26 protein-coding genes are annotated in these 24,550 nt (G+C 50.9%); 3 read left to right on the top strand and 23 right to left on the bottom strand.

Annotation, left to right across the window (positions count from 1 at the left end; all coding sequences use genetic code 11):
- Positions 1–7: 7 nt before the first annotated feature.
- From lepB to AC6B99_RS13340, 20 genes are all read right to left on the bottom strand, one after another.
- A complete protein-coding gene (gene lepB, locus AC6B99_RS13435) occupies positions 8–679 on the bottom strand; it encodes a signal peptidase I (protein WP_081418927.1) in 672 nt (223 codons plus the stop codon).
- A gap of 100 nt (positions 680–779) precedes the next feature.
- On the bottom strand, positions 780–1,121 hold the full coding sequence (gene rplS / locus AC6B99_RS13430) for a 50S ribosomal protein L19 (RefSeq protein ID WP_056039073.1): 342 nt from the start codon (positions 1,119–1,121) through the stop codon (positions 780–782).
- 171 nt (positions 1,122–1,292) lie between these two features.
- Positions 1,293–2,036, bottom strand: coding sequence for a tRNA (guanosine(37)-N1)-methyltransferase TrmD (gene trmD, locus AC6B99_RS13425; RefSeq protein ID WP_099520693.1), 744 nt, complete (start codon positions 2,034–2,036; stop codon positions 1,293–1,295).
- 1 nt (position 2,037) lies between these two features.
- Positions 2,038–2,562 (bottom strand): ribosome maturation factor RimM, encoded by a 525-nt coding sequence (gene rimM / locus AC6B99_RS13420; RefSeq protein WP_496663535.1) that lies wholly within the window; start codon positions 2,560–2,562, stop codon positions 2,038–2,040.
- A 275-nt stretch (positions 2,563–2,837) separates the two neighbouring features.
- Positions 2,838–3,068 carry a KH domain-containing protein gene (locus AC6B99_RS13415; protein ID WP_056038316.1) on the bottom strand — a complete coding sequence of 77 codons (231 nt, stop codon included), beginning with the start codon at positions 3,066–3,068 and terminating at the stop codon, positions 2,838–2,840.
- A 26-nt stretch (positions 3,069–3,094) separates the two neighbouring features.
- Positions 3,095–3,367, bottom strand: coding sequence for a 30S ribosomal protein S16 (rpsP, locus tag AC6B99_RS13410; protein ID WP_046230688.1), 273 nt, complete (start codon positions 3,365–3,367; stop codon positions 3,095–3,097).
- A 40-nt stretch (positions 3,368–3,407) separates the two neighbouring features.
- On the bottom strand, positions 3,408–4,784 hold the full coding sequence (gene ffh / locus AC6B99_RS13405) for a signal recognition particle protein (protein WP_430162034.1): 1,377 nt from the start codon (positions 4,782–4,784) through the stop codon (positions 3,408–3,410).
- 23 nt (positions 4,785–4,807) lie between these two features.
- Positions 4,808–5,176, bottom strand: a complete 369-nt coding sequence (gene ylxM, locus AC6B99_RS13400) for a YlxM family DNA-binding protein (RefSeq protein ID WP_494881228.1) — start codon at positions 5,174–5,176, stop codon at positions 4,808–4,810.
- Positions 5,177–5,415: 239 nt separating this feature from the next.
- Complete coding sequence (gene ftsY, locus AC6B99_RS13395; protein WP_496663534.1) at positions 5,416–6,429, bottom strand: signal recognition particle-docking protein FtsY; 1,014 nt, start codon at positions 6,427–6,429, stop codon at positions 5,416–5,418.
- A 62-nt stretch (positions 6,430–6,491) separates the two neighbouring features.
- Positions 6,492–10,070 carry a chromosome segregation protein SMC gene (gene smc, locus AC6B99_RS13390; protein ID WP_496663533.1) on the bottom strand — a complete coding sequence of 1,193 codons (3,579 nt, stop codon included), beginning with the start codon at positions 10,068–10,070 and terminating at the stop codon, positions 6,492–6,494.
- A 150-nt stretch (positions 10,071–10,220) separates the two neighbouring features.
- Positions 10,221–10,922, bottom strand: coding sequence for a ribonuclease III (rnc, locus tag AC6B99_RS13385; RefSeq protein ID WP_056038330.1), 702 nt, complete (start codon positions 10,920–10,922; stop codon positions 10,221–10,223).
- Positions 10,912–12,153 (bottom strand): beta-ketoacyl-ACP synthase II, encoded by a 1,242-nt coding sequence (gene fabF / locus AC6B99_RS13380; RefSeq protein WP_496663532.1) that lies wholly within the window; start codon positions 12,151–12,153, stop codon positions 10,912–10,914. Before fabF ends, rnc begins: the two co-directional genes overlap by 11 nt.
- A gap of 153 nt (positions 12,154–12,306) precedes the next feature.
- Entirely contained in the window at positions 12,307–12,540 is a 234-nt protein-coding gene (gene acpP / locus AC6B99_RS13375) for an acyl carrier protein (RefSeq protein WP_046230681.1), read from the bottom strand.
- Positions 12,541–12,635: 95 nt separating this feature from the next.
- Positions 12,636–13,385: a 3-oxoacyl-[acyl-carrier-protein] reductase gene (gene fabG / locus AC6B99_RS13370; protein WP_056038335.1), complete on the bottom strand. Its 750-nt coding sequence runs from the start codon at positions 13,383–13,385 to the stop codon at positions 12,636–12,638.
- A gap of 13 nt (positions 13,386–13,398) precedes the next feature.
- Positions 13,399–14,331 carry an ACP S-malonyltransferase gene (gene fabD, locus AC6B99_RS13365; protein WP_496663531.1) on the bottom strand — a complete coding sequence of 311 codons (933 nt, stop codon included), beginning with the start codon at positions 14,329–14,331 and terminating at the stop codon, positions 13,399–13,401.
- 15 nt (positions 14,332–14,346) lie between these two features.
- On the bottom strand, positions 14,347–15,333 hold the full coding sequence (locus AC6B99_RS13360) for a beta-ketoacyl-ACP synthase III (protein ID WP_056039075.1): 987 nt from the start codon (positions 15,331–15,333) through the stop codon (positions 14,347–14,349).
- A gap of 10 nt (positions 15,334–15,343) precedes the next feature.
- Positions 15,344–16,333 carry a phosphate acyltransferase PlsX gene (plsX, locus tag AC6B99_RS13355; RefSeq protein WP_056038340.1) on the bottom strand — a complete coding sequence of 330 codons (990 nt, stop codon included), beginning with the start codon at positions 16,331–16,333 and terminating at the stop codon, positions 15,344–15,346.
- A complete protein-coding gene (fapR, locus tag AC6B99_RS13350) occupies positions 16,317–16,913 on the bottom strand; it encodes a transcription factor FapR (RefSeq protein WP_494864019.1) in 597 nt (198 codons plus the stop codon). Before fapR ends, plsX begins: the two co-directional genes overlap by 17 nt.
- Before the next feature lie 306 nt (positions 16,914–17,219).
- Complete coding sequence (gene rpmF / locus AC6B99_RS13345) at positions 17,220–17,393, bottom strand: 50S ribosomal protein L32 (RefSeq protein WP_042160385.1); 174 nt, start codon at positions 17,391–17,393, stop codon at positions 17,220–17,222.
- A gap of 38 nt (positions 17,394–17,431) precedes the next feature.
- Complete coding sequence (locus AC6B99_RS13340) at positions 17,432–17,959, bottom strand: YceD family protein (RefSeq protein ID WP_056038343.1); 528 nt, start codon at positions 17,957–17,959, stop codon at positions 17,432–17,434.
- Between the two features lie 383 nt (positions 17,960–18,342).
- Between AC6B99_RS13340 and AC6B99_RS13335 the strand changes: the two genes are divergently transcribed.
- Positions 18,343–19,587: a nucleotidyltransferase gene (locus tag AC6B99_RS13335; protein WP_496663530.1), complete on the top strand. Its 1,245-nt coding sequence runs from the start codon at positions 18,343–18,345 to the stop codon at positions 19,585–19,587.
- A 10-nt stretch (positions 19,588–19,597) separates the two neighbouring features.
- On the opposite strand, the gene AC6B99_RS13330 is transcribed toward AC6B99_RS13335, so the two are convergent.
- Positions 19,598–20,701 carry a YlbL family protein gene (locus AC6B99_RS13330; RefSeq protein WP_496663529.1) on the bottom strand — a complete coding sequence of 368 codons (1,104 nt, stop codon included), beginning with the start codon at positions 20,699–20,701 and terminating at the stop codon, positions 19,598–19,600.
- 287 nt (positions 20,702–20,988) lie between these two features.
- Between AC6B99_RS13330 and AC6B99_RS13325 the strand changes: the two genes are divergently transcribed.
- Complete coding sequence (locus tag AC6B99_RS13325; protein ID WP_496663528.1) at positions 20,989–22,215, top strand: nucleoside recognition domain-containing protein; 1,227 nt, start codon at positions 20,989–20,991, stop codon at positions 22,213–22,215.
- A 46-nt stretch (positions 22,216–22,261) separates the two neighbouring features.
- On the opposite strand, the gene coaD is transcribed toward AC6B99_RS13325, so the two are convergent.
- Positions 22,262–22,765, bottom strand: coding sequence for a pantetheine-phosphate adenylyltransferase (gene coaD / locus AC6B99_RS13320; RefSeq protein ID WP_496663527.1), 504 nt, complete (start codon positions 22,763–22,765; stop codon positions 22,262–22,264).
- Entirely contained in the window at positions 22,752–23,345 is a 594-nt protein-coding gene (gene rsmD, locus AC6B99_RS13315) for a 16S rRNA (guanine(966)-N(2))-methyltransferase RsmD (protein WP_494863970.1), read from the bottom strand. Before rsmD ends, coaD begins: the two co-directional genes overlap by 14 nt.
- Positions 23,346–23,979: 634 nt before the next feature.
- Between rsmD and AC6B99_RS13310 the strand changes: the two genes are divergently transcribed.
- On the top strand, positions 23,980–24,537 hold the full coding sequence (locus AC6B99_RS13310; RefSeq protein ID WP_496663526.1) for a hypothetical protein: 558 nt from the start codon (positions 23,980–23,982) through the stop codon (positions 24,535–24,537).
- Positions 24,538–24,550: the final 13 nt, after the last annotated feature.

Genomic DNA, 24,550 nt, shown 5'->3' with positions numbered 1-24,550 from the left:
ATGCCATTTAATGCTTAATAAAGCTCAGCTTGTTCAGCGGCCAGAAAATAACTTCCGCCCGTCCTACAAGCTCTTTATCCGAAATATAACCAAGGGCACGGCTGTCCTGGCTGTTGCTGCGATTGTCGCCCATTGCGAAAATCGTATCCTCCGGCACAGTCGCTTCCGTTATTCGCTCATTAGGAAAATCTGATTCTGTATTATAAAGCTGACCATTTGCCTGAGCCTGTTTAATGGCATCCGCAATGTATGGCTCTTCCAATTTCACATCATTAATGAAGACGTCATCGCCTTGAACCTTGATCGTATCTCCCGGCAGTCCAATGACGCGTTTAATAAAATCTCTGCCTTGTTCCGGGACATGGAATACGACAACCTCGCCTCTGTCAGGCTCACGGAATTTGTACAAAATTTTATTCACAATGAGACGCTCGCCTGTTTCAAAGTTTGGATGCATGGATTCACCTTCAACCATAAACGGCGCAAACAGAAAACTGCGGATAATGACGACCAGCACGACTGCTATAGCAAGCGCTTTGATCCACTCTACCGTTTCTTTCATCGCTTTTGCTTTTTGGCTAGGCGCTGCCTTGTCAGACTCAGCAGATGGAGTAGCCGTTTCGGCGCTATCTGATGTGATTTCAGTTACATTTTCATCATTACGTGATTGCTGGTCCATAAAAACGCCTTCTTTCCATCCTCGAATTCATACTTTCTGACAAGCTGTAAGAATAACGAAAGGGAGCTTGTTTAACCAAGCCCCCTCTTGTCTATTCGACTTAACGAATTTCTTTAATTCTAGCTGCTTTACCACGAAGGTTACGTAGGTAGTACAGTTTAGCGCGACGTACTTTACCACGACGTGCCACATCGATACGATCGATTTTAGGCGAGTTCAACGGGTAAGTTCTTTCGACGCCAACACCGTAGGAAATTTTACGTACTGTAAAAGTTTCGCTAATACCGCCGCCACGACGTTTGATTACAACGCCTTCAAATAGCTGGATCCGCTCGCGGGATCCCTCGATAACTTTAACGTATACTTTCAACGTGTCACCGGGACGAAAGTTAGGAAGGTCTTTGCGAAGCTGCTCTTGCGTAATCGCTTGTACGAGATTCATCTTGGATTCACTCCTTCCACCATAGACGTTCTTAATAGCTCTCCAACTTCCCATTTGAAATTGGGTCATTACCATTAGCGGACCGTCCGATTAATACGAACAACATTTGAAATCATACCATATTCAAACCCAAATTTCAACATCTTTTTCCGGGCTTGCCAACATTATCGCTTAAGACTGCTGTTTGTCCAAGGAAGCAAGCCATTTACGCTCCTTGGCGGTCAATTCAGCCTTCTCCAGCAGGTCAGGACGCCTGCTCCGTGTGCGAAGCAGCGATTGCTCGCGGCGCCATGTCTCGATGCGGCTATGGTGGCCGGAAATAAGCACCTCCGGCACCTCCATATCACGAAATACAGCGGGCCTTGTATAATGCGGATGCTCCAGCAAGCCTGTGCTGTATGAATCTGTTACTGCCGAAGTTTCATTGCCAAGGACGCCAGGAAGCAGGCGTGCTACGCTGTCGATAACAACCATCGCAGGAAGCTCCCCGCCAGTCAGCACATAGTCGCCAATCGAAAGCTCATCCGTTACTAAATGCTCGCGTATACGCTCATCATAACCCTCGTAATGACCGCAAATCATAATCAGATGCTCTTCCTTCGCCAGCTCCTCTGCCTTCTGCTGGGTGAAGGTTTCCCCTTGTGGACACATTAAAATAACACGCGGACGGGATCCTGTTCCGACCTGCTCCATTAAGTGCTCAACAGCCGAAAATACAGGCTCTGCTTTAAGCACCATGCCTCCTCCTCCGCCATACGGATAGTCGTCTACCGTATTATGCTTATTGCCGGAGTAAGCGCGAAAATTAATGGCATTCAGTGCTACGATGCCTTTTTCCTGTGCCTTGCCAAGAATACTGGCCCCAAACACGCCATCGAACATTTCAGGGAAGAGCGTAAGCACATCTACTCTCACGCTAAATCAACCCTTCCATCAGATGAACGGTTACCGTCTTCGTCGCAATGTCTACGTTCAGCAGTACTTCATCGATAACGGGAATTAGCACTTGGCTTCCTTTTCCTTTAGGGCGGTCCACGACCCACACATCATTAGCGCCTGGCCGCAAAATTTCAGAAATGGTGCCCAGCTCCTCTCCCTCGTCTGTTACGACGCGGCAGCCGATAATTTCATGGAAATAATATTCCCCTTCATCCAGCTTCCCAAGCTGCTCCTCTGCTACCTTCAGCAGCCAGCCCTTGTACTTCTCCACTTCATTAATATTATTATATCCCTTAAGCTTAATAATATAATTGCCCTTATGCTCACGGGAGCCCGCAATCTCTACTTCCAGCTTCGTGCCATGCTCCTCATGAATCATAACGAGCTTATTGCCTACTGCAAAACGCAGATCTCCAAAATCGGTCTGGGACAGCACCTTCAACTCGCCGCGCAGACCATGTGTATTAACGATTTTGCCAACTGTAAACCATTTGCCGCTCATTATTCATGTATCCTTTCTTTCGTGTTTTCTTTTTATTATGATCAGGATTTTGCATAAATCAATGAAGCGCAGAACGCCGATAAGCGGTTGATCCGCTATTCAAGGCCATTTATGCAAAATCCTCATGATACACGCATAAACGGCTGACGCCGGCCCAAAAAAAGGCGGCAGCAGCCGTTTTGCGTAAAAACAGAAAATATCCGCTATGAATATGACTGTTTTTATATTTTGAAAAAGGGTTAGGGTAAACTACCCTAACCCTCTCCGAATACGTTTTACGATATGATGTCCACGATAACCCGCTTCTCTGATTTGACAGCTGCGGAGGTTACAACCGTACGCATCGCTTTCGCAATGCGGCCTTGCTTGCCGATAATTTTACCGACATCCTCCGCATGAACCGACAGCTCATATACGATGCCGCGGTCATCGTCTCTTTCCTTCACGTTTACGTCTTCCGGATGATCCACTAACGCCTTTGCTATGACAAGAATCAATTCTTTCATTATAAAGGCCCTCCGCTGTTCAACAGTTATTTCTGTTGCTTAAGCTCATGGAACTTTTTCATTACGCCTGCTTTGGAAAGCAAGTCGCGAGCTGTATCCGAAGCTTGCGCTCCGTTTTGCAGCCATTTCAAAGCTTTTTCTTCGTTGATGGATACTTGAGCCGGTTGTGCAACCGGGTTATAAGTACCGATCTCCTCGATAAAGCGACCGTCGCGCGGCGAACGGGAGTTAGAAACAACTACGCGATAAAAAGGGGCTTTGTGAGCACCCATACGTTTCAAACGAATACGTACTGCCATGTGAAATTCACCTCCTTCAATTAATAAACCTATTTGCTATTTAAAATGGAAACTTCATGCCTTTGCCCAGCATGCCTTTAAGGCCCTTCTTGCCGCCCTTAAGGCCTTTAGGCCCCATCATGGACGAAAACTGCTTCATCATTTTGCGCATGTCATCGAACTGCTTGATCAGTCGATTGACTTCGGCAACCGACGTTCCGCTTCCAGCAGCAACCCGCTTCCGGCGGCTGTGGTTAAGAATTTCCGGCTTCGTCTTTTCTTCCTTCGTCATCGAGCGCACAATCGCCTCAATACGGCCGATTTGCTTCTCATCGATTTTCATGTCTTTAAGGCCTTTGACCTTGCCCATCCCTGGCAACATATCCATCAACTGATCAATCGGCCCCAAATTGCGAACCTGCGCCATTTGCTCCAGAAAATCATCAAATGTAAACTCGGCCGTGCGCATCTTGCGCTCCATCTCGGCAGCTTTGTCTGCATCAATGTTCATCTGGGCTTTCTCGATAAGAGAAAGCATGTCGCCCATGCCGAGAATCCGCGATGCCATCCGGTCTGGATAGAACGGTTCAAGCGAATCGATCTTCTCGCCCATAGCAGCAAACTTGATTGGCTGGCCTGTTACAGCTTTAACGGATAATGCCGCACCACCACGGGTATCGCCATCAAGCTTCGTCAATACAACACCGGTGAGCTCAAGCTGCTCATGGAAGCTTTGTGCTACGTTGACTGCATCTTGACCTGTCATGGAGTCAACAACGAGCAGCACTTCATCAGGCTTAACCAGCTGATGAATTTGCTTCAGCTCGTCCATCAGCGTTTCGTCAATATGAAGTCGGCCCGCTGTATCAATAATGACGTAGTCATTATGATTATCTTTCGCATGCTGCAAGCCTTGCTTCGCAATTTCTACCGGAGAAGCTTGATCGCCAAGCGAAAACACCGGAGCATTGATTTGCTCGCCGAGCACTTGCAGCTGCTTGATAGCGGCTGGACGATAAATATCACAGGCTACAAGCAAAGGCTTATGATTGCTCTTCTGTAGAAGCTTGGCAAGCTTGCCGGACGTCGTTGTTTTACCTGCGCCCTGCAAACCGACCATCATAATAACCGTTGGCGGTTTATTCGCTTTCGCCAGCTTGCTTTGCGTACCGCCCATCAGCTCGGTCAGTTCTTTATTAACGATGTTAATAATGACCATGCCTGGAGTAAAGCTTTTCTCCACTTCCTGACCAATAGCCTGTTCCTTTACTTTGGCGATAAAATCTTTGACGACTTTAAAGTTAACGTCTGCCTCCAGCAGCGCAAGACGCACTTCACGCATCGCCTCGTTTACATCAGCATCGGATACTTTGCCTTTGCCCTTCAGCTTGCTAAAAACGTTTTGCAATCGGCTTGACAAGCTTTCAAATGCCGCCATGATCCATCACCTCCGTTATTTCCTTACCTGTTGTTCGTCGTTATTAATTGCTCGATTATATCTAGAATTCCCTGCTTGGCATCCATACCTAGGGAAAGCTCTGTTACGCTATTTCCCAGATGTTCGGCAAGCTGCTGCAGCGCTTCATGCTTCTCCAGCAAGCGAAGCTTGCCCTCGTAGCTTTCAAGCACCTGCACCGCGCGCTTCACATGCTCATAAACTGCCTGCCTGCTAATGCCGGATTCCGCTGCAATTTCCCCAAGCGAGAAATCATCGTGAAAATAATATTTAAGTGAAGTCCTCTGCTTCTCAGTGAGCAGGGGCTCATAAAAGTCAAACAATAAATTAATTCGGGTCGTCTTCGCAAGGGCGTCTGGTTCACTAGCATTCATGACCTTTGCTCCTTCCCGTCAAGGGTAAATCCTTTACACCTAAGCAACGTCTCTTATCTTACACGATTGAAGCAGGCACTGTCAAGCTTTAAACCTTGTCATCCCTAGTTGAACGCATTTTAGGCCAAGCGTAAACGGCCGAAAGCCGTCCTCAGGCGGTAAAGCTAACATTTCGCGGTGAAATATAAGCGGAGTATAAGGGGAATCTTATACTCCGCTTATATTTTCAAAAAGCTGATTTATTGCTGCGTTTCAGCCTCTTCTGGCTCTTCTTGATCTTTAATAAGACCAGCAAATAGGGCGTGTACAAACTGCTCCGAATCAAACTGTTGCAAGTCCGTCATCTTCTCGCCTAAGCCTACCAGCTTCACAGGCAAATTCAACTCATTGCGGATAGCAATGACGATTCCGCCTTTAGCTGTACCATCAAGCTTCGTCAATACGAGGCCGGTTACGCCGCTTTTCTCGCCGAACAGCTTCGCTTGGCTGAGTGCATTTTGGCCAGTAGTCGCATCGAGCACCAGCAGCACCTCATGAGGCGCATCTGGAATTTCACGCTGAATGACGCGGAAAATTTTATTGAGCTCTTCCATCAAATTGGACTTGTTTTGCAGCCTTCCCGCTGTGTCGCAAAGCAAAATATCTACGCCCCGCTGCTTCGCCGCCTGCACCGCATCAAACATGACGGCTGCCGGATCGGAGCCGGACTGCTGCTTAATGACGTCAACGCCTACGCGCTGGCCCCACACCTCCAGCTGCTCAATGGCACCAGCGCGGAACGTATCGCCCGCTGCCAGCAGGACGCTTTTGCCCTCATTTTTATACTTGTAGGCCAGCTTGCCGATCGTCGTCGTTTTGCCAACGCCATTGACGCCGACGAACAAAATAACAGTAATGCCGCTACCCGACATGCGAAGCGCTGTTTTCTCGTTGTCATCACCCCTCAGCAACTCAACGAGCTTCTCCGACAATACCGGCTGCAAATCCGCCGCATCTTCGATTTTGCGTTTTTTCACTTCTGCACGCAGCTCGTCAATCAGCTTCATCACGGTATTGACGCCTACATCGGCGCCAATCAAAATTTCTTCAAGCTCCTCGTAAAACTCCTCGTCAATCTTTTTCCGGCGCGTAATGAGCTCTTCTACTTTTTCGACAAACGCTGTGCGGGTTTTGGATAACCCTTCTTTAAATATCATCGTGACCGCTTCCGTCTTGGAAGCGATGCTTTCCTTCAATCTTTTGAAAAAACTCATCGCGATTGCTCCTCCGTCTTCGTAACTATGCTATATGATTTCCTCATTCTTAGAGCCGCATGCTACGCGGTAGCCTGCTCCTCTTCTTCCTCCAGACGCACCGATACGAGCTTCGATACTCCGCCTTCCTCCATCGTTACGCCATACAGCACATCGGCTTCCTCCATCGTGCCTTTGCGGTGGGTAACGACGATAAACTGCGTGAGCTCGGAAAATTCACGCAAATATTGGGCAAACCTCGATACATTCGCTTCATCAAGCGCTGCCTCTACCTCATCCAATACGCAGAAAGGCACTGGCTTCACCTGCAAAATAGCAAACAACAGCGCAATTGCCGTAAGCGCCCGCTCACCGCCGGAGAGAAGCTGCAAGTTTTGCAGCTTCTTGCCTGGCGGCTGCGCTACAATATCGATACCCGTATCTAGCACGCGATCCGGCTCGACTAGAACAAGATCTGCCCGGCCGCCGCCGAACAGCTTTGCAAACACGATGCTGAAGTGACCTCTGATCGCTTCAAAAGTCGTTTTGAACCGTTTCGACATTTCATCGTCCATCTCGCGAATAACTTGATAAAGCGTTGTTTTGGCTTCCACCAGATCATCTTTCTGCTCCGATAAAAACTCATAACGCTCCTTGACGCGCTCATACTCGTCAATAGCGCCCAGATTCACGTCACCTAGCATCGTAATTTGGCGCTTCAAATCACGAACTAGATTTTGCGTGCCAATGACATCTTCAGGCACAGGGTATTGCTCTCTAGCCAGCTCAATGCTCAGCTCGTATTCCTCGCTAAGCTTGCGCAGCAAATTGTCCAGCTCCACATCAAGGCGATTGGCGGCGATTTCATTTTGGCGCAGCTGCTCCTCGATTTGCCGGAGCTGCGTACGCTGCTCCTTCGTCTCGCTTTCGCCCTCTTCCAGCTCACGGATTCGATCCGCTCTTGCCGAACGCTGCAAATCCGTCTGCTCCGAGCATTCCTGCTTCTTAAGCTTCAGGTGATTAAGCTGCTCCACCTGCTGCACGCTCTCCTCTGCATGGCGAGCAATCTCTCCTTCCTGCTGTGCAAGCAGCGAACGGACATTGCCAAGCTCCTGCTTCGCTCGTACAATATCAGCCCGAACACGGGCGGCTTGATCTTCAAACGACTGCTTTTCTTGATCCGTCTTGGCTGAGCTGATTTTCAAATCGGTCAGCTGGCCTTGCAGCGCTTCCTTCGCCGTTTCGCTCGCTTTGCGGCGCTCCTCGGCAAGCTTGATCGCCTCCTGCAGCCTAGCTTCATCTGCTACCAGCTTCTCAAGCTTCGCCTGTGCTTCCTCAGTAGCAGCCTGCATCGTTTGCTGCTCTGCCAAATGGCTGCTGCGATCAGCGGAATACAGCTGTTCCTGCTCATTAAGCTGCTTTTCCTCAGACAGCATCTGCTGAAGCTCTGCCCGCACCTGCTGCTCGTCAATACGCGATTGCTCCGAACGCGAGCGCAGCTCCTCCATATTTTGCGATCGGATCGACTGCTCCTTGCGTAGGTCGCTGAGCTTGTCGCGGAGCTGCTTCATCGTTGCCTCAGCTGCCGTAATTTCCTCATCCAGCCCTTCAATTTGCCGCTGCCGTCCAAGCAAGCTTGCTCCTTTTTTCTGCAAGCTTCCGCCTGTCATCGAACCCCCGGCATTTACAACATCGCCCTCTAGCGTTACAACCCGGTAGCGATATTGACATTTTGAAGCGATACGGTTCGCCTGCTCCAAATTTTCAGCAAGCAATACATTGCCGAGCAAGTTTTGAATAATAGACTTATATTGCGGGTCGCAAGAGACCAGATCAGCAGCAACGCCTACAAAACCTTCTGCGTTTTCAGCAAGTCGTCTGTCATGCTCAGGCACTTGCCTTCCGCGAATGACATCGAGAGGCAGAAAAGTAGCCCGGCCGAGCTGACGCTGCTTCAAAAATGCAATCGCTGCGCGAGCTGTCTTCTCATCCTCCATGACCACATGCTGAAGCGCACCGCCAAGCGCTGTTTCAACCGCTACCTCGATCCGCTCTGGCACGCGAACCAGTTCAGCAACCGCGCCATGAACGCCGCTAATGCCGCCCGAAGTGCGGCGCGACGCCTTGAGCACCTCCCGAACGCCGTGCATAAAACCGTCGAGTGCATCCTGCATTTCTTTCATCGTATCGCGACGGGAAATGCTGGCGTCGATTTTTTGCTCCCATTTGCGAATAGCAGCAGCCGCTTCATCTACATACTGCCCGGTCTGCTTCGCTTTTTCAGCCTCATCTATGTATTTGTTGCGAGCGCCATTAATATCTTTCAAAATCGCTTCCAGCTGTGCTTCCAGCTGCGCACGTCTAGCTCCACTTTTCCGCTTCTGCTCTTTCCACTTCAGCTCATCCTCGCCAAGACGCTCCATCCGCCGTCCAACAGCTTCCTTCTGCTGCTGGGCATAACGAATTTCGTTGCGCAGCTCCGCCATTGCACTAAGCACATCAAGCAGTTCGCCCTTCAGCGTCTCCTCGGCATCCGGCGCAGCTCCGCCAACAACGCCAATAAGACGGTCTTCCTCTTCAGCCAGCTTCGACTTCAAATCGGCAAGCTGCAGCTCCAGAGCAGTTGCACGGCTGCGGAATTCCGCCTCTTCCTGCATCAGCGTGCCAATGCGGGCATCCTGAGACGCAGCAGATTCCTCAAGCTGCAGCTTGTTATGCTCCAAGTTGCGTTTGCGTTCCTTCAAAACCTCGCCGTAGCCTTCGCATTTTTCATAATCCTCGCTATATTGCAGCATCGCTTCATGAAGGCGGTCGAGCTTCTCCTCAATTTCGCGCAGCGCAAGGCGATCCTTCTCCAAATGCGCATCATGCTTGCTCACAACCGTTGACAGCTCCAGCTCGCTTTGCTTGAGCACCTCCAGCTTGGCATTTGCCTCCGACCAAGATTTATGGACCGAATCAATGTTGTGAACGTACATGGAAATTTCTTTCGTTCGCAGCTGCTCCCGCAGCGCTTTATAATGAATCGCTTTCTCCGATTGTTCCTTGAGCGGCCCTACCTGGTCTTCGAGCTCAGTAACCAAATCGTGAATGCGCAGCAGGTTCTGCTCCGTCTCATCAAGCTTCTTCTGCGCTTCACGCTTGCGCGATTTATATTTAACGATACCGGAAGCTTCTTCAAAAATACCACGGCGATCCTCAGACCTAGTGCTTAGTATTTCCTCAATTCGGCCTTGTCCGATAATCGAATAAGCTTCCTTGCCGATTCCCGTATCCATAAACAGCTCTGTAATATCCTTGAGCCGACATGATTGCTTGTTAATCATATATTCACTGTCACCGCTGCGATGGACACGGCGGGTTACTGTCACCTCATTGTACTCCAGTGGCAGTGCTCCATCCGTATTGTCGAGCGTCAGCGACACTTCGCCATAATTGACTGCTTTGCGCGCATCGCTTCCGGCGAAAATAATATCTTCCATTTTGCCGCCGCGAAGGCTTTTGGCGCTTTGCTCGCCGAGCACCCAGCGGATGCCGTCGGAAATATTGCTTTTGCCGCTGCCGTTAGGGCCGACCACTGCCGTAATCCCCGTAACGAACTCCATCTCCGTCTTATCGGCAAACGATTTAAAACCTGCTAGTTCAATACGCTTAAGGAACATAAATTGTCTTTCACCTCACCCGCTATTGTACCACAAAATCCAGACGCCGGATAACCTCACTTTATGCCTTCTAGCATCCTTTCTTACAATAAAAAAAGAGGCTACCAGGATTTGTAACAATCCTGGTAGCCTCTTCCTATAGCTTCCTCTTTACGGCTGAGCGGAAAGGGAGTGCCACGCTTCTTCCGCTGCGCGCTGCTCCGCTTCCTTCTTCGTCCGACCGCTGCCGCTGCCGCATCTGGCATCACCCAAAATCACTTCCACGACAAACTCGCGATCATGCGCCGGTCCGCGCTCCTCGGTAATCCGGTATTCTACCGTACCGAGCCCATGATGCTGGGCGCGCTCCTGCAGCTTGGATTTGAAATCCTTCACGAGCAGTCCGTAATCGTTCGATTCGATGAATGGAAACACATGCTCTTCAAGAAAAGCACGGGCCCGGTCCATACCCGCATCGAGAAAAATCGCACCGACAAACGCTTCAAACAAATCCGCCAGCAGTGCCGGCCTTTGTCTGCCGCCCAGCTGCTCTTCGCCCCGTCCCAGCAGGACGTAGGCGCCAAGAGCGAGCCGTTCCGCAAAAAGGGCAAGTGACGGTTCACATACGACCGAGGCGCGCATACGCGTAAGCTCGCCCTCCGGCCGACGTGGATATGAGCGAAACAGAAATTCCGAGACGAGCAGCTGCAATACCGCATCGCCCAAAAACTCCAAACGCTCATTATGCTCGATTGTGCCATGTTTATGCTCATTTACATACGACGTATGCGTGAAAGCTTGCTTCAGCAGCCTATGTTGTTTGAAGCGTAGCCCCAGACGCGACTGCAGCTCGCTTAGAGAATCATGCTTCATAAACTTTCATCACGATCGTCGCATTATGACCGCCAAAACCGAAGGAGTTGGACATTGCGATACGAACATCCGCTTTGCGCGGCTCATTCGGCACATAATCCAAATCACATTCTGGATCTTGGTTGTCTAAGTTAATCGTTGGTGCAATGACACCGTTTTGCAGCGTCAAGCCTAAAATAACCGCTTCCACTCCGCCGGCTGCGCCAAGCAAATGTCCCGTCATCGACTTCGTCGAGCTGACTGCCAGCTTATAAGCATGGTCGCCAAATGCTTTCTTAATCGCTTTCGTCTCCGAACGGTCGCCTACTGGCGTTGAAGTGCCGTGAGCATTAATATAATCGATTTCTTCTGGAGCAAGTCCAGCATCTTTGAGCGCTTTCACCATACAGCGTGCTGCGCCGTCTGGATCAGGCTCTGTCATATGATGCGCATCGCCGCTCATGCCATAGCCAATAATTTCAGCGTAGATCCGAGCTCCACGTTTTTGGGCATGCTCGAGAGATTCCAATACAAGCACGCCTGCACCCTCGCCCATAACGAAACCATCGCGGTCTATATCGAAAGGACGGCTTGCTTTGCTTGGCTCATCATTGCGAACGGACATGGCGCGCATGGAGCAGAAGCCGGCCATTCCCGTTGGACGGATAGTCGCCTCAGCACCGCCGCACAGCATGACATCAGCGTCGCCGCGCATAATCATCTTATAAGAATCACCAATGGAATGCGTGCCTGTCGCACAAGCGGTAACCGCCGTGCTGTTCGGGCCTTTCGCGCCAGTTAGCATTGATACTTGACCAGATGCCATATTGGCAATCATCATTGGAATAAAAAACGGGCTGACGCGCTTCGGGCCTTTTTCCAGCAAAATATTATGCTGATCTTCCCAAGTGCCCAGGCCGCCAATACCGGAACCAATCATAACGCCTACGCGTTCTTCATCAGCGTTTTCACCGATTTTCAAATCTGCATCCTTAACCGCCAATTGGCTGGCTACCGCAGCGAACTGCACGAAGCGGTCCATACGGCGCGCTTCCTTCTTGTCCAATCCGAAATCCTCCGGATTGAAGTTTTTGATTTCTGCGGCAATGTACGTAGGGTATTCCGAAAAATCGAACGCTTCCACAACGGACACACCAGACTTGCCTGCGAGCAAATTGCCCCAAAACTCCTCAAGCTCATATCCGAGGGAAGTCATAACTCCCATACCTGTAACGACAACTCTTTGCTTCATTTCGATTCACCTCTATGAACTGCAATATAGATAACACGCTGCTGCGCTGTATCTTTTATATATAAATAGCTCTTACGCTCATTTATTCGTATTCATAATCACATGCCCTAGATGGAGAGAAGTCCCGTTTGTGACAACGGGACCCAGGCTTCCTTAGTTAAGAGATTGTATGTATTTAACAACTTCTCCTACTGTTGTGATTTTCTCTGCATCTTCATCAGAGATCTCCATATCGAACTCGTCTTCAAGCTCCATGACCAATTCCACGACATCGAGCGAGTCAGCGCCGAGGTCATCTTTAAATGAAGCTTCAAGCGTTACTTCCGCTTCGTCTACACCTAGGCGGTCTACAACGATACGTTTTACGCGATCTATTACTTCGGACATCCGGTTCACCTCCTCTTTGGTATTATACGAGAATTAAAACTAAAATGCCATACGTAACCGTTTTAATTCCCGGCAAGGCCTTTGCGGCACTTTTTTTACATGTACATGCCGCCATCTACATGAATGGTTTGACCCGTCATATAGCCTGCTACATCAGACGCCAGAAAACGCACAGCTGCTGCAATATCCTCAGGGCTGCCAAGGCGCGCAAGCGGAATTTGACCGGCAAGCGATTCCTTCATTTCTTCTGGAAGCTTGTCCGTCATTTCAGTCTGAATGAAGCCTGGCGCGACGCAGTTGACCGTAATGCCACGCGAAGCCAGTTCCTTCGCGCTAGCTTTCGTAAGGCCAATAACGCCAGCCTTAGCGGCAACATAGTTAGCTTGTCCAGGATTGCCAAGCACCCCAACGACGGATGAAATATTAATAATGCGGCCTGAACGCTGCTTCATCATTGGACGAGTAACCGCCTTGATGCCATTGAATACGCCCTTCAAGTTCGTCTCAATAACTTGGTCAAATTCCTCTTCCTTCATACGCATGATCAGGTTGTCTCTTGTAATTCCGGCATTATTCACCAAAATATCAATAGCACCGAACTGCTCCAGCACATCCTTGACCATAGCCTCGAATTCAGCCGCCTTGCCTACATTAGCCTGCAGTACAATTGCACGGCGTCCAAGCGCCTCTACAGCTTGAGCTGTCTCAGCGGCGGCTGCCTCGCTGCCCGAATAGTTAATGGCCACATCGGCCCCGGCTTCTGCCAGCGCGATCGCAATCGCTCTGCCAATTCCACGGGAAGCGCCCGTTACAAGCGCCTTCTTGCCTTCCAAATTCGCGAACATGATAAAACCTCCCCTATTCGGCTGCTTGCAAAGCATCCAGAGCTGCGATGCTGTTAAGCGAGATCACCTTGACGGATTTATCGATTTTTTTGATCAAGCCGGCAAGCACCGTGCCTGAACCGATTTCCACGAAAGTATCTACGCCTTCCGCGATTAAATAACGAACGCTGTCTTCCCACAGTACGGGCGAGTAGACTTGCTCGACCAGCAGTCCGCGAAGTTCCGCCGCATCCGTCACTGCACTAGCAGTAACGTTAGCTACAACAGGCACAGCTGCATCGCTCATGCTTACGTCTGCCAATACGCCAGCAAGCTGCTGGGCAGCAGGCTTCATAAGCGATGAATGGAAGGGGCCGCTAACCTCAAGCGGAATGACCCGCTTGAATCCTGCTTCCTTGCCGCGTTCGACAATCGCCTGAACACCAGCCGCAGAACCGGAAACGACGATCTGCCCTGGGCAGTTCACGTTCGCAAGCTCGACAACATGGCCTTCTGCCGTCACTGTACGGCATAGCTCGGCAAGCGCCTCGCGCTCTGCGCCAAGCACAGCTGCCATTGCGCCATGTCCACCCGGAACCGCCTGCTCCATAAAGAGACCGCGGGAACGCACTGTACGAACGGCATCCTCAAAGGACAAAACGCCCGATGCTACTAGCGCGCTGTACTCCCCAAGGCTGTGGCCCGCTACATAGTCCGCTTTCAAACCGCGGCCTTCTAGCGCTTGCAGCAGCGCGACGCTTACCGTAAGCAGCGCAGGCTGCGTATTCGCCGTCTGCTTCAGCGTATCTTCCGGCCCGTCAAAAATAATCTCGCTCAGCTTGAAGCCAAGCGCTTCGTCTGCCTGTTCAAAAACCTGGCGCGAACGCGCGAACGCTTCATAAACATCTTTGCCCATCCCTACAGCCTGAGCACCTTGTCCTGGAAATACAAAAGCGGTTTTACCCATCCTGCAATCCCTCCGTTACCAAATCAATACAGAAGCTCCCCAAGTCAGTCCGCCGCCAAAGCCGACGAATACGAGAGCGTCTCCTTCTTTCACACGATTTTGCTCAACCGCTTCTGCCAGCGCAACCGGAATCGATGCTGCGGACATATTGCCGTAGTTGTTCAAATTAATCATGCATTTCTCCTCAGACAAATTCAGACGGTTAAGCGCCGATTGAATGATTCGAATATTCGCCTGATGCGGAATAAGCAGATCGATTTGATCCTTCGTCATATCCGCTTTGCGAAGCGCTTCCTCTGCTGCGCTGCCCATAATGCGCACCGCAAATTTAAACACATCATTGCCAGCCATATGGATAAAATGCTGCCGTGATGCGACACTTTCCTCCGAAGCCGGCATGCGGGAACCGCCGCCGCTTACTTTCAGCAGCTCACCGCCGCCTCCATCCGCTCCGAGCTGGAAAGACTTGAAGCCTCTGCCTTCTGGCACCTCGCCAAGCACAACCGCACCCGCACCGTCGCCGAACAAAATGCATGTATTGCGGTCTGTGTAATCCGTTATGCGCGAAAGCGTCTCTGCGCCAACAACAAGCACATGCTTATACAAGCCGGAAGAAATCATGCTCGTTGCTGTCGCAAGGCCATAAATAAAGCCCGAGCAAGCTGCGGAAAGATCGAATGCTGCCGCCTGCTTGGCTCCAAGCTTCTCTTGAAGCAGACAGGAGGTCGATGGAAACGCCATATCAGGTGTTATCGTCGCCACGATAATGAGGTCGATATCCTCTACCGTAAGTCCCGCAGCTGCAATCGCAGCTTTGGAGGCTTGATAAGCGAGGTCTGAAGTCGCTTCTTCGGGGGCAGCCATCCGGCGCTCGCTAATCCCGGTGCGGGTAACGATCCACTCATCATTCGTTTCGACCATTTGTTCAAGCTGCTGATTCGTAATAATACGTTCAGGCACATATTTGCCTGTACCAATAATGCCTACAGGATGCAAATTCACCACAACACACTCACTTCCCGCTTATTTCCGCTGCGATCGATTCGGTCAGCTTGCCTTGAATGGCAATTCGCGCCTGGCGAATCGCGCTTTTGACAGCTACCTCGTCAGAGGAGCCGTGGCATTTCATGACGAGCCCGTTCAAGCCGAGCAGCGGAGCGCTACCATGTTCTTTATAATCCATTTTGTTTTTGAGCTTGCGCAGCTTCGGCAGCATAATCGCTCCGGCCAGCTTCGTAAGCAGCGTTTCGCCAAAAGCGTCTTTGATGAAGCCAAACAGGCTGCCTGCCGTGCCTTCCATCGCTTTCAACATAATATTTCCAGCAAATCCGTCGCAAATGAGAACATCACAGCTGCGGCTAAGCACGTCTCTTGCCTCAACATTTCCGATAAAATGAATCGGCGACTGTTCGAGCAAATCGTATGCCGCCTTAGTCAGCTCATTGCCTTTGCGAGCTTCCGTTCCAACGTTGAGCAGCCCGATACGCGGCTTTTCCATTCCATGCACTTTGGAGCGATAAATGCTTCCCATAATAGCGTATTGCAATAAATGTTCTGGCTTCGCGTCCATATTAGCGCCCAAATCAAGCGCCAGCATGCCGACATCGTCCATCGTCGGAAGCATAGGCGCGAGCGCCGGGCGCTCAATGCCGTCCAGACGGCCGACAACGAGCAGCCCTGTCGTCATCAATGCTCCGGTATTTCCGGCAGACAGCATCGCATCTGCCCGTTTTTCACGGACGAGCTGTCCCGCCACGACCATGGAAGCCCCTTTTTTACGCCTAACAGCCTTTACCGGCTCATCATCAGGTCCGATAACCTCATCGGCATGACAAAGACTAATATTGGCTGGCTTATTGCCACCCATCAACTGCTCGATGATGGCAGTATCGCCAACCAGTACAAGCTCCGTATCCGGCCACTCGTGCGCGGCTTCAAGCACGCCCTTCACAATGAGCCCTGGCGCATTATCTCCGCCCATAGCGTCAATGGCGATCCGCATGTTCGTCCCCTCCTTCATTCTCCGCCTCCCCCGCGGAGCGGAAAATCACAAAATTCCCTTGAAAAACCATTTCTTCACCAACATACGTGAAAATTTCGACCTTCGCTTTGGAGCGTTCGCCGGAAATGGACCTCACATAGGCTTTCGCTATGCATTTTTCATCTAATTTTACCGGGCGAATGAACCGAATGTCCGCCGTTACCGTTAAAGCGATGGGATTGTCGATAATGGCGACGGCCAGCGAATTGGCTTGGGCAAAAACATGATGGCCCCGGGCAATGCCGGTTCGCGAGAACACATGCTCCTCACGTATTTCAAAGATCGAAATTCCGCTCTTGTCCAGCTGAAGATCAACAATATCACCTATCACTTCATGAAGCGGCAATGACCGTACCGTATCGTACGAACGCTCCGCCATCAGCTTCAGCCGCTCGCGCAGTTCGGGAATACCAAGTTCCATCCGATCCAGGCGGATCGTTTGGATGCTTACCTTTAAATGCCTGGTAAGCTCCCGGTCTGTCATGAACGGATTTTCCTCCATAAGTTTGGCAAGCAGCTGATGCCGCTGCCGTTTGGGCATTCGTTCGATCGTCGGCACCACCTTGGACTGGCGTGAGCAGGCACAAAAACGGCCTTTATCACCAATCATATATTTTATAAAAACGCCGGTCCAACAGACCAACATCTGCTATTATCACCTGGTACTAAACTTCTCTATAAAAAAAAGCCTCTGTAAGCAGCGAAGCAATCCTAGACGGTTACTTCCACCTAACTAAAGGCGGCTTCGTCCCGAGAAGAAACGAAAAACGCTGCTATAAGGAGCTAAACGTGTGCAAAAAAACAGCACCTCACCAAGCGATGAAGTGCCATTGTGAGATCCCGGAAATTATTGAGCAATAATTTCTTTCGTTTTGTAGTATCCGCACACTTTGCATACGTGATGAGCCAATTTCAGCTCTCCGCATTGCTCGCATTTTACCATACCTGGCACAGCCAGCTTAAAGTGAGTGCGACGTTTGTCGCGGCGAGTTTTGGACGTTCTTCTTTGAGGTACTGCCATGTTTAACACCTCCTTCACAATATTCGCGAAGCGATACACTATTGATCCTTGAACAAATCCTTCAATGCTGCAAAACGATGGTCTAGCTTCTCGTTGTTGCAACTGCATGTCTGTTCATTTAAGTTCTGTCCGCATGTGTGACAAAGTCCTTTACAATCGCTCTTGCAAAGCGGGGCAAACGGCATAAACAGTTGAAGCGCCTCTTCCACATAAGGCTGCAAATTCAATCTTTCACCGGATACCGCAATGAAGTCGCTGTCGTCATCCTCTTCCTGCTCATCCTCGTCTTGGCCACGTTTCGGCGCAGGCTCAAACTGCTCGGAGAAAGGAATGACTGTATGCTCCTGAACGGCTTCCAAGCATCTGGAGCAAGCAAGCTCCCAATCGATCGTCATTTGACCATCAACCAAGATCGACCCTGCATTTCCTTCTACCTCAAGCGCTACATGGAGCGGACCTGTGTGAATCACATCAGCCCGTCCTTCAAATAGAGGGGCAACATCAATGGATTCATTGATTGTATGCTTCAACCTCTTGGACATCGTTTCTTCTACATGAAACTGCATATTATCACCTCAAACAAACAAAATTTATTATAGCTATTTTATAAGGGTTTTGTCAACATTTTCACAGAGGATTAGCTATTTTCCACTTTCAACGGTTGAAAATGAGGGTCACGATTCATATGTTGATCATAGCTGTGCTATTCTTAAAATATAAGCAATTATAAGTTGTACACTTATTATAGGCTTATATTTCATCGCGAAACGGCTGCTTTGCCGCCAGAAGACGTCTTCAGTCGTTTACGCTTGAAATATAAGCAATTATAAGTTTTACAACTACAATAGGCTTATATTTCTCGGACTGAAACGCGCCGCACCGACAAAGGACGGAGGGCAGCCGTTTCACCTTGTAATGCAATCATTTTACAATTAAGGAGCACGGTTATATGCGTACGGTAGGATTAATTGTTGAATATAATCCGTTTCATAACGGCCATCGCTATCATTTGCAGCAGTCGCTGCTGGCAAGCAGGTCTGACGCCGTTGTCGCTGTCATGAGCGGGCACTTTCTCCAGCGCGGCGAGCCTGCCGTGATGGACAAATGGAGCCGTACGGAAGCTGCGCTGCGCGGAGGCTGCGATCTCGTCATTGAGCTGCCTGTAGCCTACTCTACTCAGGCGGCGGAATGGTTCTCCTACGGCGCCGTTGCACTGCTGGAGGCAACGGGCGTCGTCGATGGCTTCTGCTTCGGCACGGAAAGCGGCGATTTGGCTCCACTTATGGATGCCGCCTCCGTCATCGCCCAGGAGCCGCCCGCTTTCGCCTCGCAGCTCAAGGAGCTGCTGGCTACGGGAATGAGCTACCCGAGCGCTTACAGCAGCGCGGTAGCCGCTTATTTGGGCAGCATAGGCAAGGCGGAGGCTGCCGCTTTTCCTTTTGCCATGCCCAACCATACGCTGGGGCTGCATTATTTGATCGCCCTTGCGCGTCTTGGCGGGCGTATGGAGCCTTTTACGATTCGCCGCGAGAAAGCCGCTTACAACCAGGAAGACGTAACGGACAGCGCCATTGCCAGCGCTACAGCCATACGCAAACAGCTTCTGCTGGAACGGCAGCTTTCAGGCATTAAGCCATTCGTGCCAGACACAACCTATGACGTATTGGCACGCGAATGGGATGCAGGGCGAAGTCCCGTAAGCTGGGACAGCTTCGCCTCGCCGCTGCTGCATGCCATCGTCACCCGTTCAGCAGCGCAGCTGGCCGAGCTGCATGAAATAACGGAGGGGCTTGAACACCGCATCCGCAAAACGCTGCCTCGCCTAAAGGAGCTTCAGGTGGAGCATTTGCTTGCTGAGCTCAAAACGAAACGTTATACCCGAACGAAGCTGCAACGGTCTCTGCTTTCGATCTTGCTTGGACATGCCAAGTCGGATTTCACACCGGACAAGCTGCGGAGCGGGCTGCAATATATTCGCGTGCTTGGTTTTAGCGAAAAAGGCAAAGGGCTGCTGCGAAAAATGCGCACGACCGCGACGTTGCCTGTCCTATTAAGCGCATCGGCTGCCGAGCAGCCCTACCGTTATTTAGAGCTCGATACGCAAGCTACTGCTGCCTATATGCTCGCTAATACAGGAAGCCAGCAGCCGGTCGCCTTATTTCGCGACTATTATGCCAAGCCGATCATGCTCTAATTCACACGGCCTATTTTTCGCTGACATACTGCTCAATGACCTGCTTAGCCTCGCTAAGACTATTCACGCTGACGACCTTCATGCTCGTTCCTATGTCCTTCGCCTTGTCCGCAGCCTCCTTGTAGTTCGCGGACGGGGCGAGAAACAGCTCAGCTCCCTCGCGGCTTGCCGCAATGACCTTGAACGCAATTCCGCCAATTTCACCGACCGTCCCATCCGCTGCGATTGTACCTGTTCCGGCAATAATCGCGCCACCCGTCAAATCCTGCTTGCCGAGCAGCAAATCAAGCGACTGCAGAGCAAACATCAACCCCGCCGAGGGGCCGCCAATGGCTCCTGCATCGATTTGCAGCTTAAAGCGGCTGTCATCCGGCTGCAGGCTGCGAAGCTCAGCGAGCTGTACACCGCCAAGCGCGCTAGGAAGCTTGTCCAACGTTAAAGGAGCCTCATAGGCGCCCAGCGTAATCGCAACGTCTTGCACCGCTCCTCCCCGTTTTACGGTAAATACAGCCTCATCGCCAGCCTTATAGGCTCCAAGCTCAGTGACGATTTGCTTGGCATCCGCAAATGGCTTGCCGCCTTTTAAGGAAACGAGAACATCTCCAAGCTCCCATCCACTTCCCTCACTGCCGTCACTGTCCTGCAACACATCCGACACCGCAATGCTGTCGACCACTGATTGATAGGAAAGATGGGCGAAGCGGTACGCGGCTTCAATAGCTTGATTTTGCGAGCCTTGCATGACGACGGTCATTCTCTCGGCATATTCCTGCTCCGTATAACCGCGTAAAATCGATGAGCGGCTGTATGTCGCGATATCCTTATCCCATGCCGAAGAGAGGGTTTCCCACCAATTCGCATCCGAGAGCCTGACAGCCGTCATAAGAAAAGCTCCCTCTTCTGGCGTCGAATTGAGCGATGGGCTTGATGAAGGCTTCACCGCTGCATCGTCATTCCGCTCCTCTACCAAACGCACCATCGGCTTCGTCGGAGCAGCAAGCCCAGGCTCGTACATGACATAAGGCGTTGGTGCGTACAACAGCAAATACATGAATAAAGCGGTCGCCAACATAATAAAACCTAGCTGCCTTACTCCAGACGATTTCAAGGACAACTTGCGCCCCTCCGTTCCTCATAAAGCTTCTTTATCACATATAACAACGGTCTAACGGGCCAAGCGAGTGCATACATATCGTACAAGCCGCTATACTAGCTGCCATTTGCAATCTCCCAACGCTCTCAAGCAACCGTAGTATTGCAAAATTTCTCTTTGGCGGCCTTACAGGCGCTGCAAATAGCCCGCATTTTCCATAAGCGCAGCTGTAAAATGGATATTCTCGCCCTTATCGAAGGCATTCCATTCCCTACGATACGATGACCTGAAATGGAGTTGATCGTCCAGTGGCTAAAACCTTGCTCGCAGCGCTAGCATCCATTCTGCTGGTCGGAGCTGTTATTTACCAGTCCGAGGCAGCCTTTCAAGCTTCCCTTCAAGGGCTGACCTTATGGTGGAATATTGTTTTTCCCGGGCTGCTGCCGTTTCTCGTCCTATTTGAGCTCATTACCGCCTTTGGCCTCGTTCACGGAATTGGCGTGCTGCTCCAGCCCCTCATGGGCCGATTGTTCCGCCTTCCCGGTGAGGCTGCACTGCCCTTGCTGTTCGGCTGGCTATCCGGCTTTCCCGCCGGTGCTGAAACGACGGCCGTGCTTCGCAGGCATGGGCATGTTACGCTCCAAGAAGGCCAGCGACTGCTCGCCTTTTCACATATGCCAAATCCTATTTTCATGCTTGTCGTTCTTGGCGCAGGCTTTATGCATCAGCCGGAGCTGGGGCTCTTGATCGCAGCAGCCGTCTGGCTGTCTGCGCTGTGGACCGCCTGGCTGCTGCTGCTCACCAGCAGGTCCGAGGCTTTCCCGGCCCGCGCCGCCCAGGTGCAGGAAGGCCGATTGGTCGAGCGGGCGGCCAAGGCGATCATCGCTGCGCGGGAGAGCGACGGCCGCGGCTTCGGGCGGGTGCTCGGCGAAGCCGTATCCGGTGGCGTGCAGAAGCTGATGCTGATTGGCGGACTGATCATTTTCACCGCTGTCATCGCCCGGCTTATGCAGCCGCTTTGGCTTTTTATCAGCTCAGGAAGCTGGTGGGAAGCGCTCTTCCTGCCCGCGCTGCTCGAAAGCCATATCGGCACCTACACAGCTGCCGTATTGGAAGCACCGAACCTGGCACCTGTGCTGAGCACAGCAATCACCGCCGCGATACTCGCATGGAGCGGCATCAGCGGGCTGCTGCAGGCAGGCTACTCAACGAGCGGCACAGATCTTAAGCTGCTCCCGCTCGCTGGCGCCAAGCTGCTTCATGCCGGGCATGCCGCTTGGTTCGTGGTGCTCTTGTGGAAGCCGGCGCAGCTGATTCTCGCCAGCGCCCCTTTTGATTTTTTGCGGCAAGCCGCTAGCGCGCTGCCAGCTGTTTCATCAAACGGGGCGTGGATGAATAGCCCTTTTCCGGGCTATTTTCACGCGCAGCATTTCCCTAATATATGGCCCTATACGTTGGCTGCATCAGCGCTGCTCGTACTGCTGCTCGCAGCGTTGTATATGCTGGCACGAAGAGAGGCTGAAACACCTAAATAATGCCTGGTTTCAACTATGGATACAGCTTAATTAAGCCAAGTGCCTTCTACTGTTTCGACATGTACTTCTCAGTCAGGCGCTTCTCCACCGCAGGCGGAACGAGCTCAGATACCGCACCTTGAAACTGCGCGATCTCTTTCACGATGCTGGAGCTGAGATAGGAGTATTTCGGATCGGTCATCATAAAAATTGTATCAATATCCTCATCGAGCAGCCGGTTCGTCGATGCCAGCGTAAGCTCGTATTCAAAATCCGTCACGGAACGAATGCCCCGTACAATTACGTTGGCGTTGCGGGACTTCATAAAACGCACAAGCAGATCGCGGAAGCTTTCAACCGAAACATTCGTCAAGTCCGATGTCAGCTCAGTGATCATTTCCTTGCGCTCCTCCAGGCTGAACAGCGGATTTTTGCTCGTGTTATTAAGTACAGCTACTATTAAATGGTCGAACTGCTTCGCCGAACGGCGGATAATATCCAAATGCCCAAAAGTGACAGGGTCAAAGCTTCCAGGGTATACGGCTACGCGAATCTGGTCATTCGTCTGCATCGTTAAGTCCTCCATTTTGAGCTTCATTCGGCTCGTAGCGATAAATTGTTACCGTCGTGTCGCCGTATTTGTTTTTTTTCATTTGAAAAAAGCCGTTCCACTGCTCTTCATAGCTATGGGCTGCGTCATGTTCAACGACAATCGTTGCCCCGTCTTCAAGCATGCCATGGTCAGCCATATACGTCATGAGCTTGTCCGCCGTTATGATTCGGTAAGGCGGGTCCAGAAAAACAAGCGAGAAAGCGATTCCACGCTTTTCCAGTAATTTTAGCGCCCGTTCCGCATCGTTGCGGTAAATTTCCGCTTCCTGCCCCATGCCGGCCGCCTGCGTATTGTGGCGAATGATGTCGATGCTATTTTTCTCCTGATCGATAAAAATCGTCCGCTCGGCCCCCCTGCTCCAAGCCTCTATGCCAAGCCCTCCGGTTCCAGCAAACAAATCCAGCGCAACGCCCCCATCAAAAAAAGGCCCTATCATGCTGAAAATCGCTTCCTTCACCTTATCGGTCGTAGGTCTTGTATTGTTGCCAGGCACCGCCTTCAGCGGTCGTCCCTTGGCTGCGCCCGCAATGACTCTCACTGCCAAATGCCCCCTTTATTCGCTATCCCGCCTATCGTACCATAATTGCCCCGGGATGTTAAAGAGGATGAAGCTTTTGTAAAAAAAGCTCGACTATCGCCAATTTACAGCTTCTAAGGAATAAAAAACCACAGCCCGCAATTGTTGCTGACACTACGCGGCTCGGGACACAGCCTCCTTTTTTTGAGGACAGAGGTTCCGCTATTCTGGCTTTTGATCCGATTTTATGACGTATGCGGACAGGAAATCCGTTATCTCCCTCAATATCCTGACAAAATGGCTGTTTGCAGCGTATTAACGTCCCCTGAGTCCGCGGGCTTCCGTTAACACGTGATTCTGTCGAAATAACCGCTGCTGTGTCCGCCAACTATCTTTGTGCAGGGAGTAAAACCCGGAAGCGAAGTGCATAGAGCGACCTTTCGGTATATAGGTTCACGTTGGTCAGAGGCGACATACCCGGCAGGAGAGGCAATACGTCTGGTACTAAAATCGATCTAGATCAGGCTTGCATACACGGACTAGCTAAGTGGATTGATAGAAACTACCATACTCTCTACTCCTTCTTCCACATATCGCCAAAACATAACTTTTGTAGTATATTGGTGTCGAAACAATGATAAAGGGAGCGGACACATTGCAAACGAGAAAAACATTTTACAAAAAGATTAGTTATGGCCTATTAACAGTGGTCGCTATTGGCGTTCTGAGTGGGTGCTCTTCGGATGAAGCGGCTACTGCATCACCAAGCCCTTCAGCGAAGATTGAGACTTCGGCATCGCCTTCACCAGAAACCGAGGCAACTGCCGCACCGACCGCCGAGCCTGAAAATGACTTGAACGTAAGTGAACAGCTTACGCTTGGTTATATTAACTCCTACTACAACGAAACCGATGTAGAGGCCAGAAAGAAATTTGCTCAGGAGTATATGCATCCTGATGTTCAAAGCATATTTGCATTTGCCGCATCTGCGGTTATTGATGAGAAGGATCATTTTTTAAATCCGAAAGTTGTGGAAACGGTCGACTATGAAAAAGACGGAACGAAAGGCTCCTTGACCTTGGTTAAAGGAGACGGGGATAAGGAGTTTATCGGCCTTATTATAGAAGATAAATTCAGCTTTGGATTCATTTCAACCGCAACTAGCGATGATATGAAGGCCGCTTTTGAAGGGGTTCGCGAGCAATTCAAGTAGATTTTAGTATAGG

The sequence above is a fragment of the Paenibacillus liaoningensis genome (assembly GCF_059609455.1).
Note: the sequence above shows the minus strand (reverse complement) of the source record. Positions and strands in the feature narration are given on the sequence as shown.

Excerpts from the sequence above, each read along its gene's own strand:
- acpP (WP_046230681.1), bottom strand. The coding sequence starts at position 12,540 with ATGTCCGAAGTAATAGATCGCGTAAAACGTATCGTTGTAGACCGCCTA.
- ylxM (WP_494881228.1), bottom strand. The coding sequence starts at position 5,176 with ATGAATGCTAGTGAACCAGACGCCCTTGCGAAGACGACCCGAATTAAT.
- rpmF (WP_042160385.1), bottom strand. The coding sequence starts at position 17,393 with ATGGCAGTACCTCAAAGAAGAACGTCCAAAACTCGCCGCGACAAACGT.
- AC6B99_RS13340 (WP_056038343.1), bottom strand. The coding sequence starts at position 17,959 with ATGCAGTTTCATGTAGAAGAAACGATGTCCAAGAGGTTGAAGCATACA.
- fapR (WP_494864019.1), bottom strand. The coding sequence starts at position 16,913 with ATGCCCAAACGGCAGCGGCATCAGCTGCTTGCCAAACTTATGGAGGAA.
- fabF (WP_496663532.1), bottom strand. The coding sequence starts at position 12,153 with ATGAAGCAAAGAGTTGTCGTTACAGGTATGGGAGTTATGACTTCCCTC.
- AC6B99_RS13415 (WP_056038316.1), bottom strand. The coding sequence starts at position 3,068 with ATGAAAGAATTGATTCTTGTCATAGCAAAGGCGTTAGTGGATCATCCG.
- ffh (WP_430162034.1), bottom strand. The coding sequence starts at position 4,784 with ATGGCGGCATTTGAAAGCTTGTCAAGCCGATTGCAAAACGTTTTTAGC.
- fabG (WP_056038335.1), bottom strand. The coding sequence starts at position 13,385 with ATGTTCGCGAATTTGGAAGGCAAGAAGGCGCTTGTAACGGGCGCTTCC.
- ftsY (WP_496663534.1), bottom strand. The coding sequence starts at position 6,429 with ATGAGTTTTTTCAAAAGATTGAAGGAAAGCATCGCTTCCAAGACGGAA.
- lepB (WP_081418927.1), bottom strand. The coding sequence starts at position 679 with ATGGACCAGCAATCACGTAATGATGAAAATGTAACTGAAATCACATCA.
- rplS (WP_056039073.1), bottom strand. The coding sequence starts at position 1,121 with ATGAATCTCGTACAAGCGATTACGCAAGAGCAGCTTCGCAAAGACCTT.
- coaD (WP_496663527.1), bottom strand. The coding sequence starts at position 22,765 with ATGCAGACGAATGACCAGATTCGCGTAGCCGTATACCCTGGAAGCTTT.
- plsX (WP_056038340.1), bottom strand. The coding sequence starts at position 16,333 with ATGCGGATCGCCATTGACGCTATGGGCGGAGATAATGCGCCAGGGCTC.
- rnc (WP_056038330.1), bottom strand. The coding sequence starts at position 10,922 with ATGAAGCATGATTCTCTAAGCGAGCTGCAGTCGCGTCTGGGGCTACGC.
- rimM (WP_496663535.1), bottom strand. The coding sequence starts at position 2,562 with ATGAGCGGCAAATGGTTTACAGTTGGCAAAATCGTTAATACACATGGT.
- smc (WP_496663533.1), bottom strand. The coding sequence starts at position 10,070 with ATGTTCCTTAAGCGTATTGAACTAGCAGGTTTTAAATCGTTTGCCGAT.
- rpsP (WP_046230688.1), bottom strand. The coding sequence starts at position 3,367 with ATGGCAGTACGTATTCGTTTGAAACGTATGGGTGCTCACAAAGCCCCT.
- AC6B99_RS13335 (WP_496663530.1), top strand. The coding sequence starts at position 18,343 with ATGCGTACGGTAGGATTAATTGTTGAATATAATCCGTTTCATAACGGC.
- fabD (WP_496663531.1), bottom strand. The coding sequence starts at position 14,331 with ATGGGTAAAACCGCTTTTGTATTTCCAGGACAAGGTGCTCAGGCTGTA.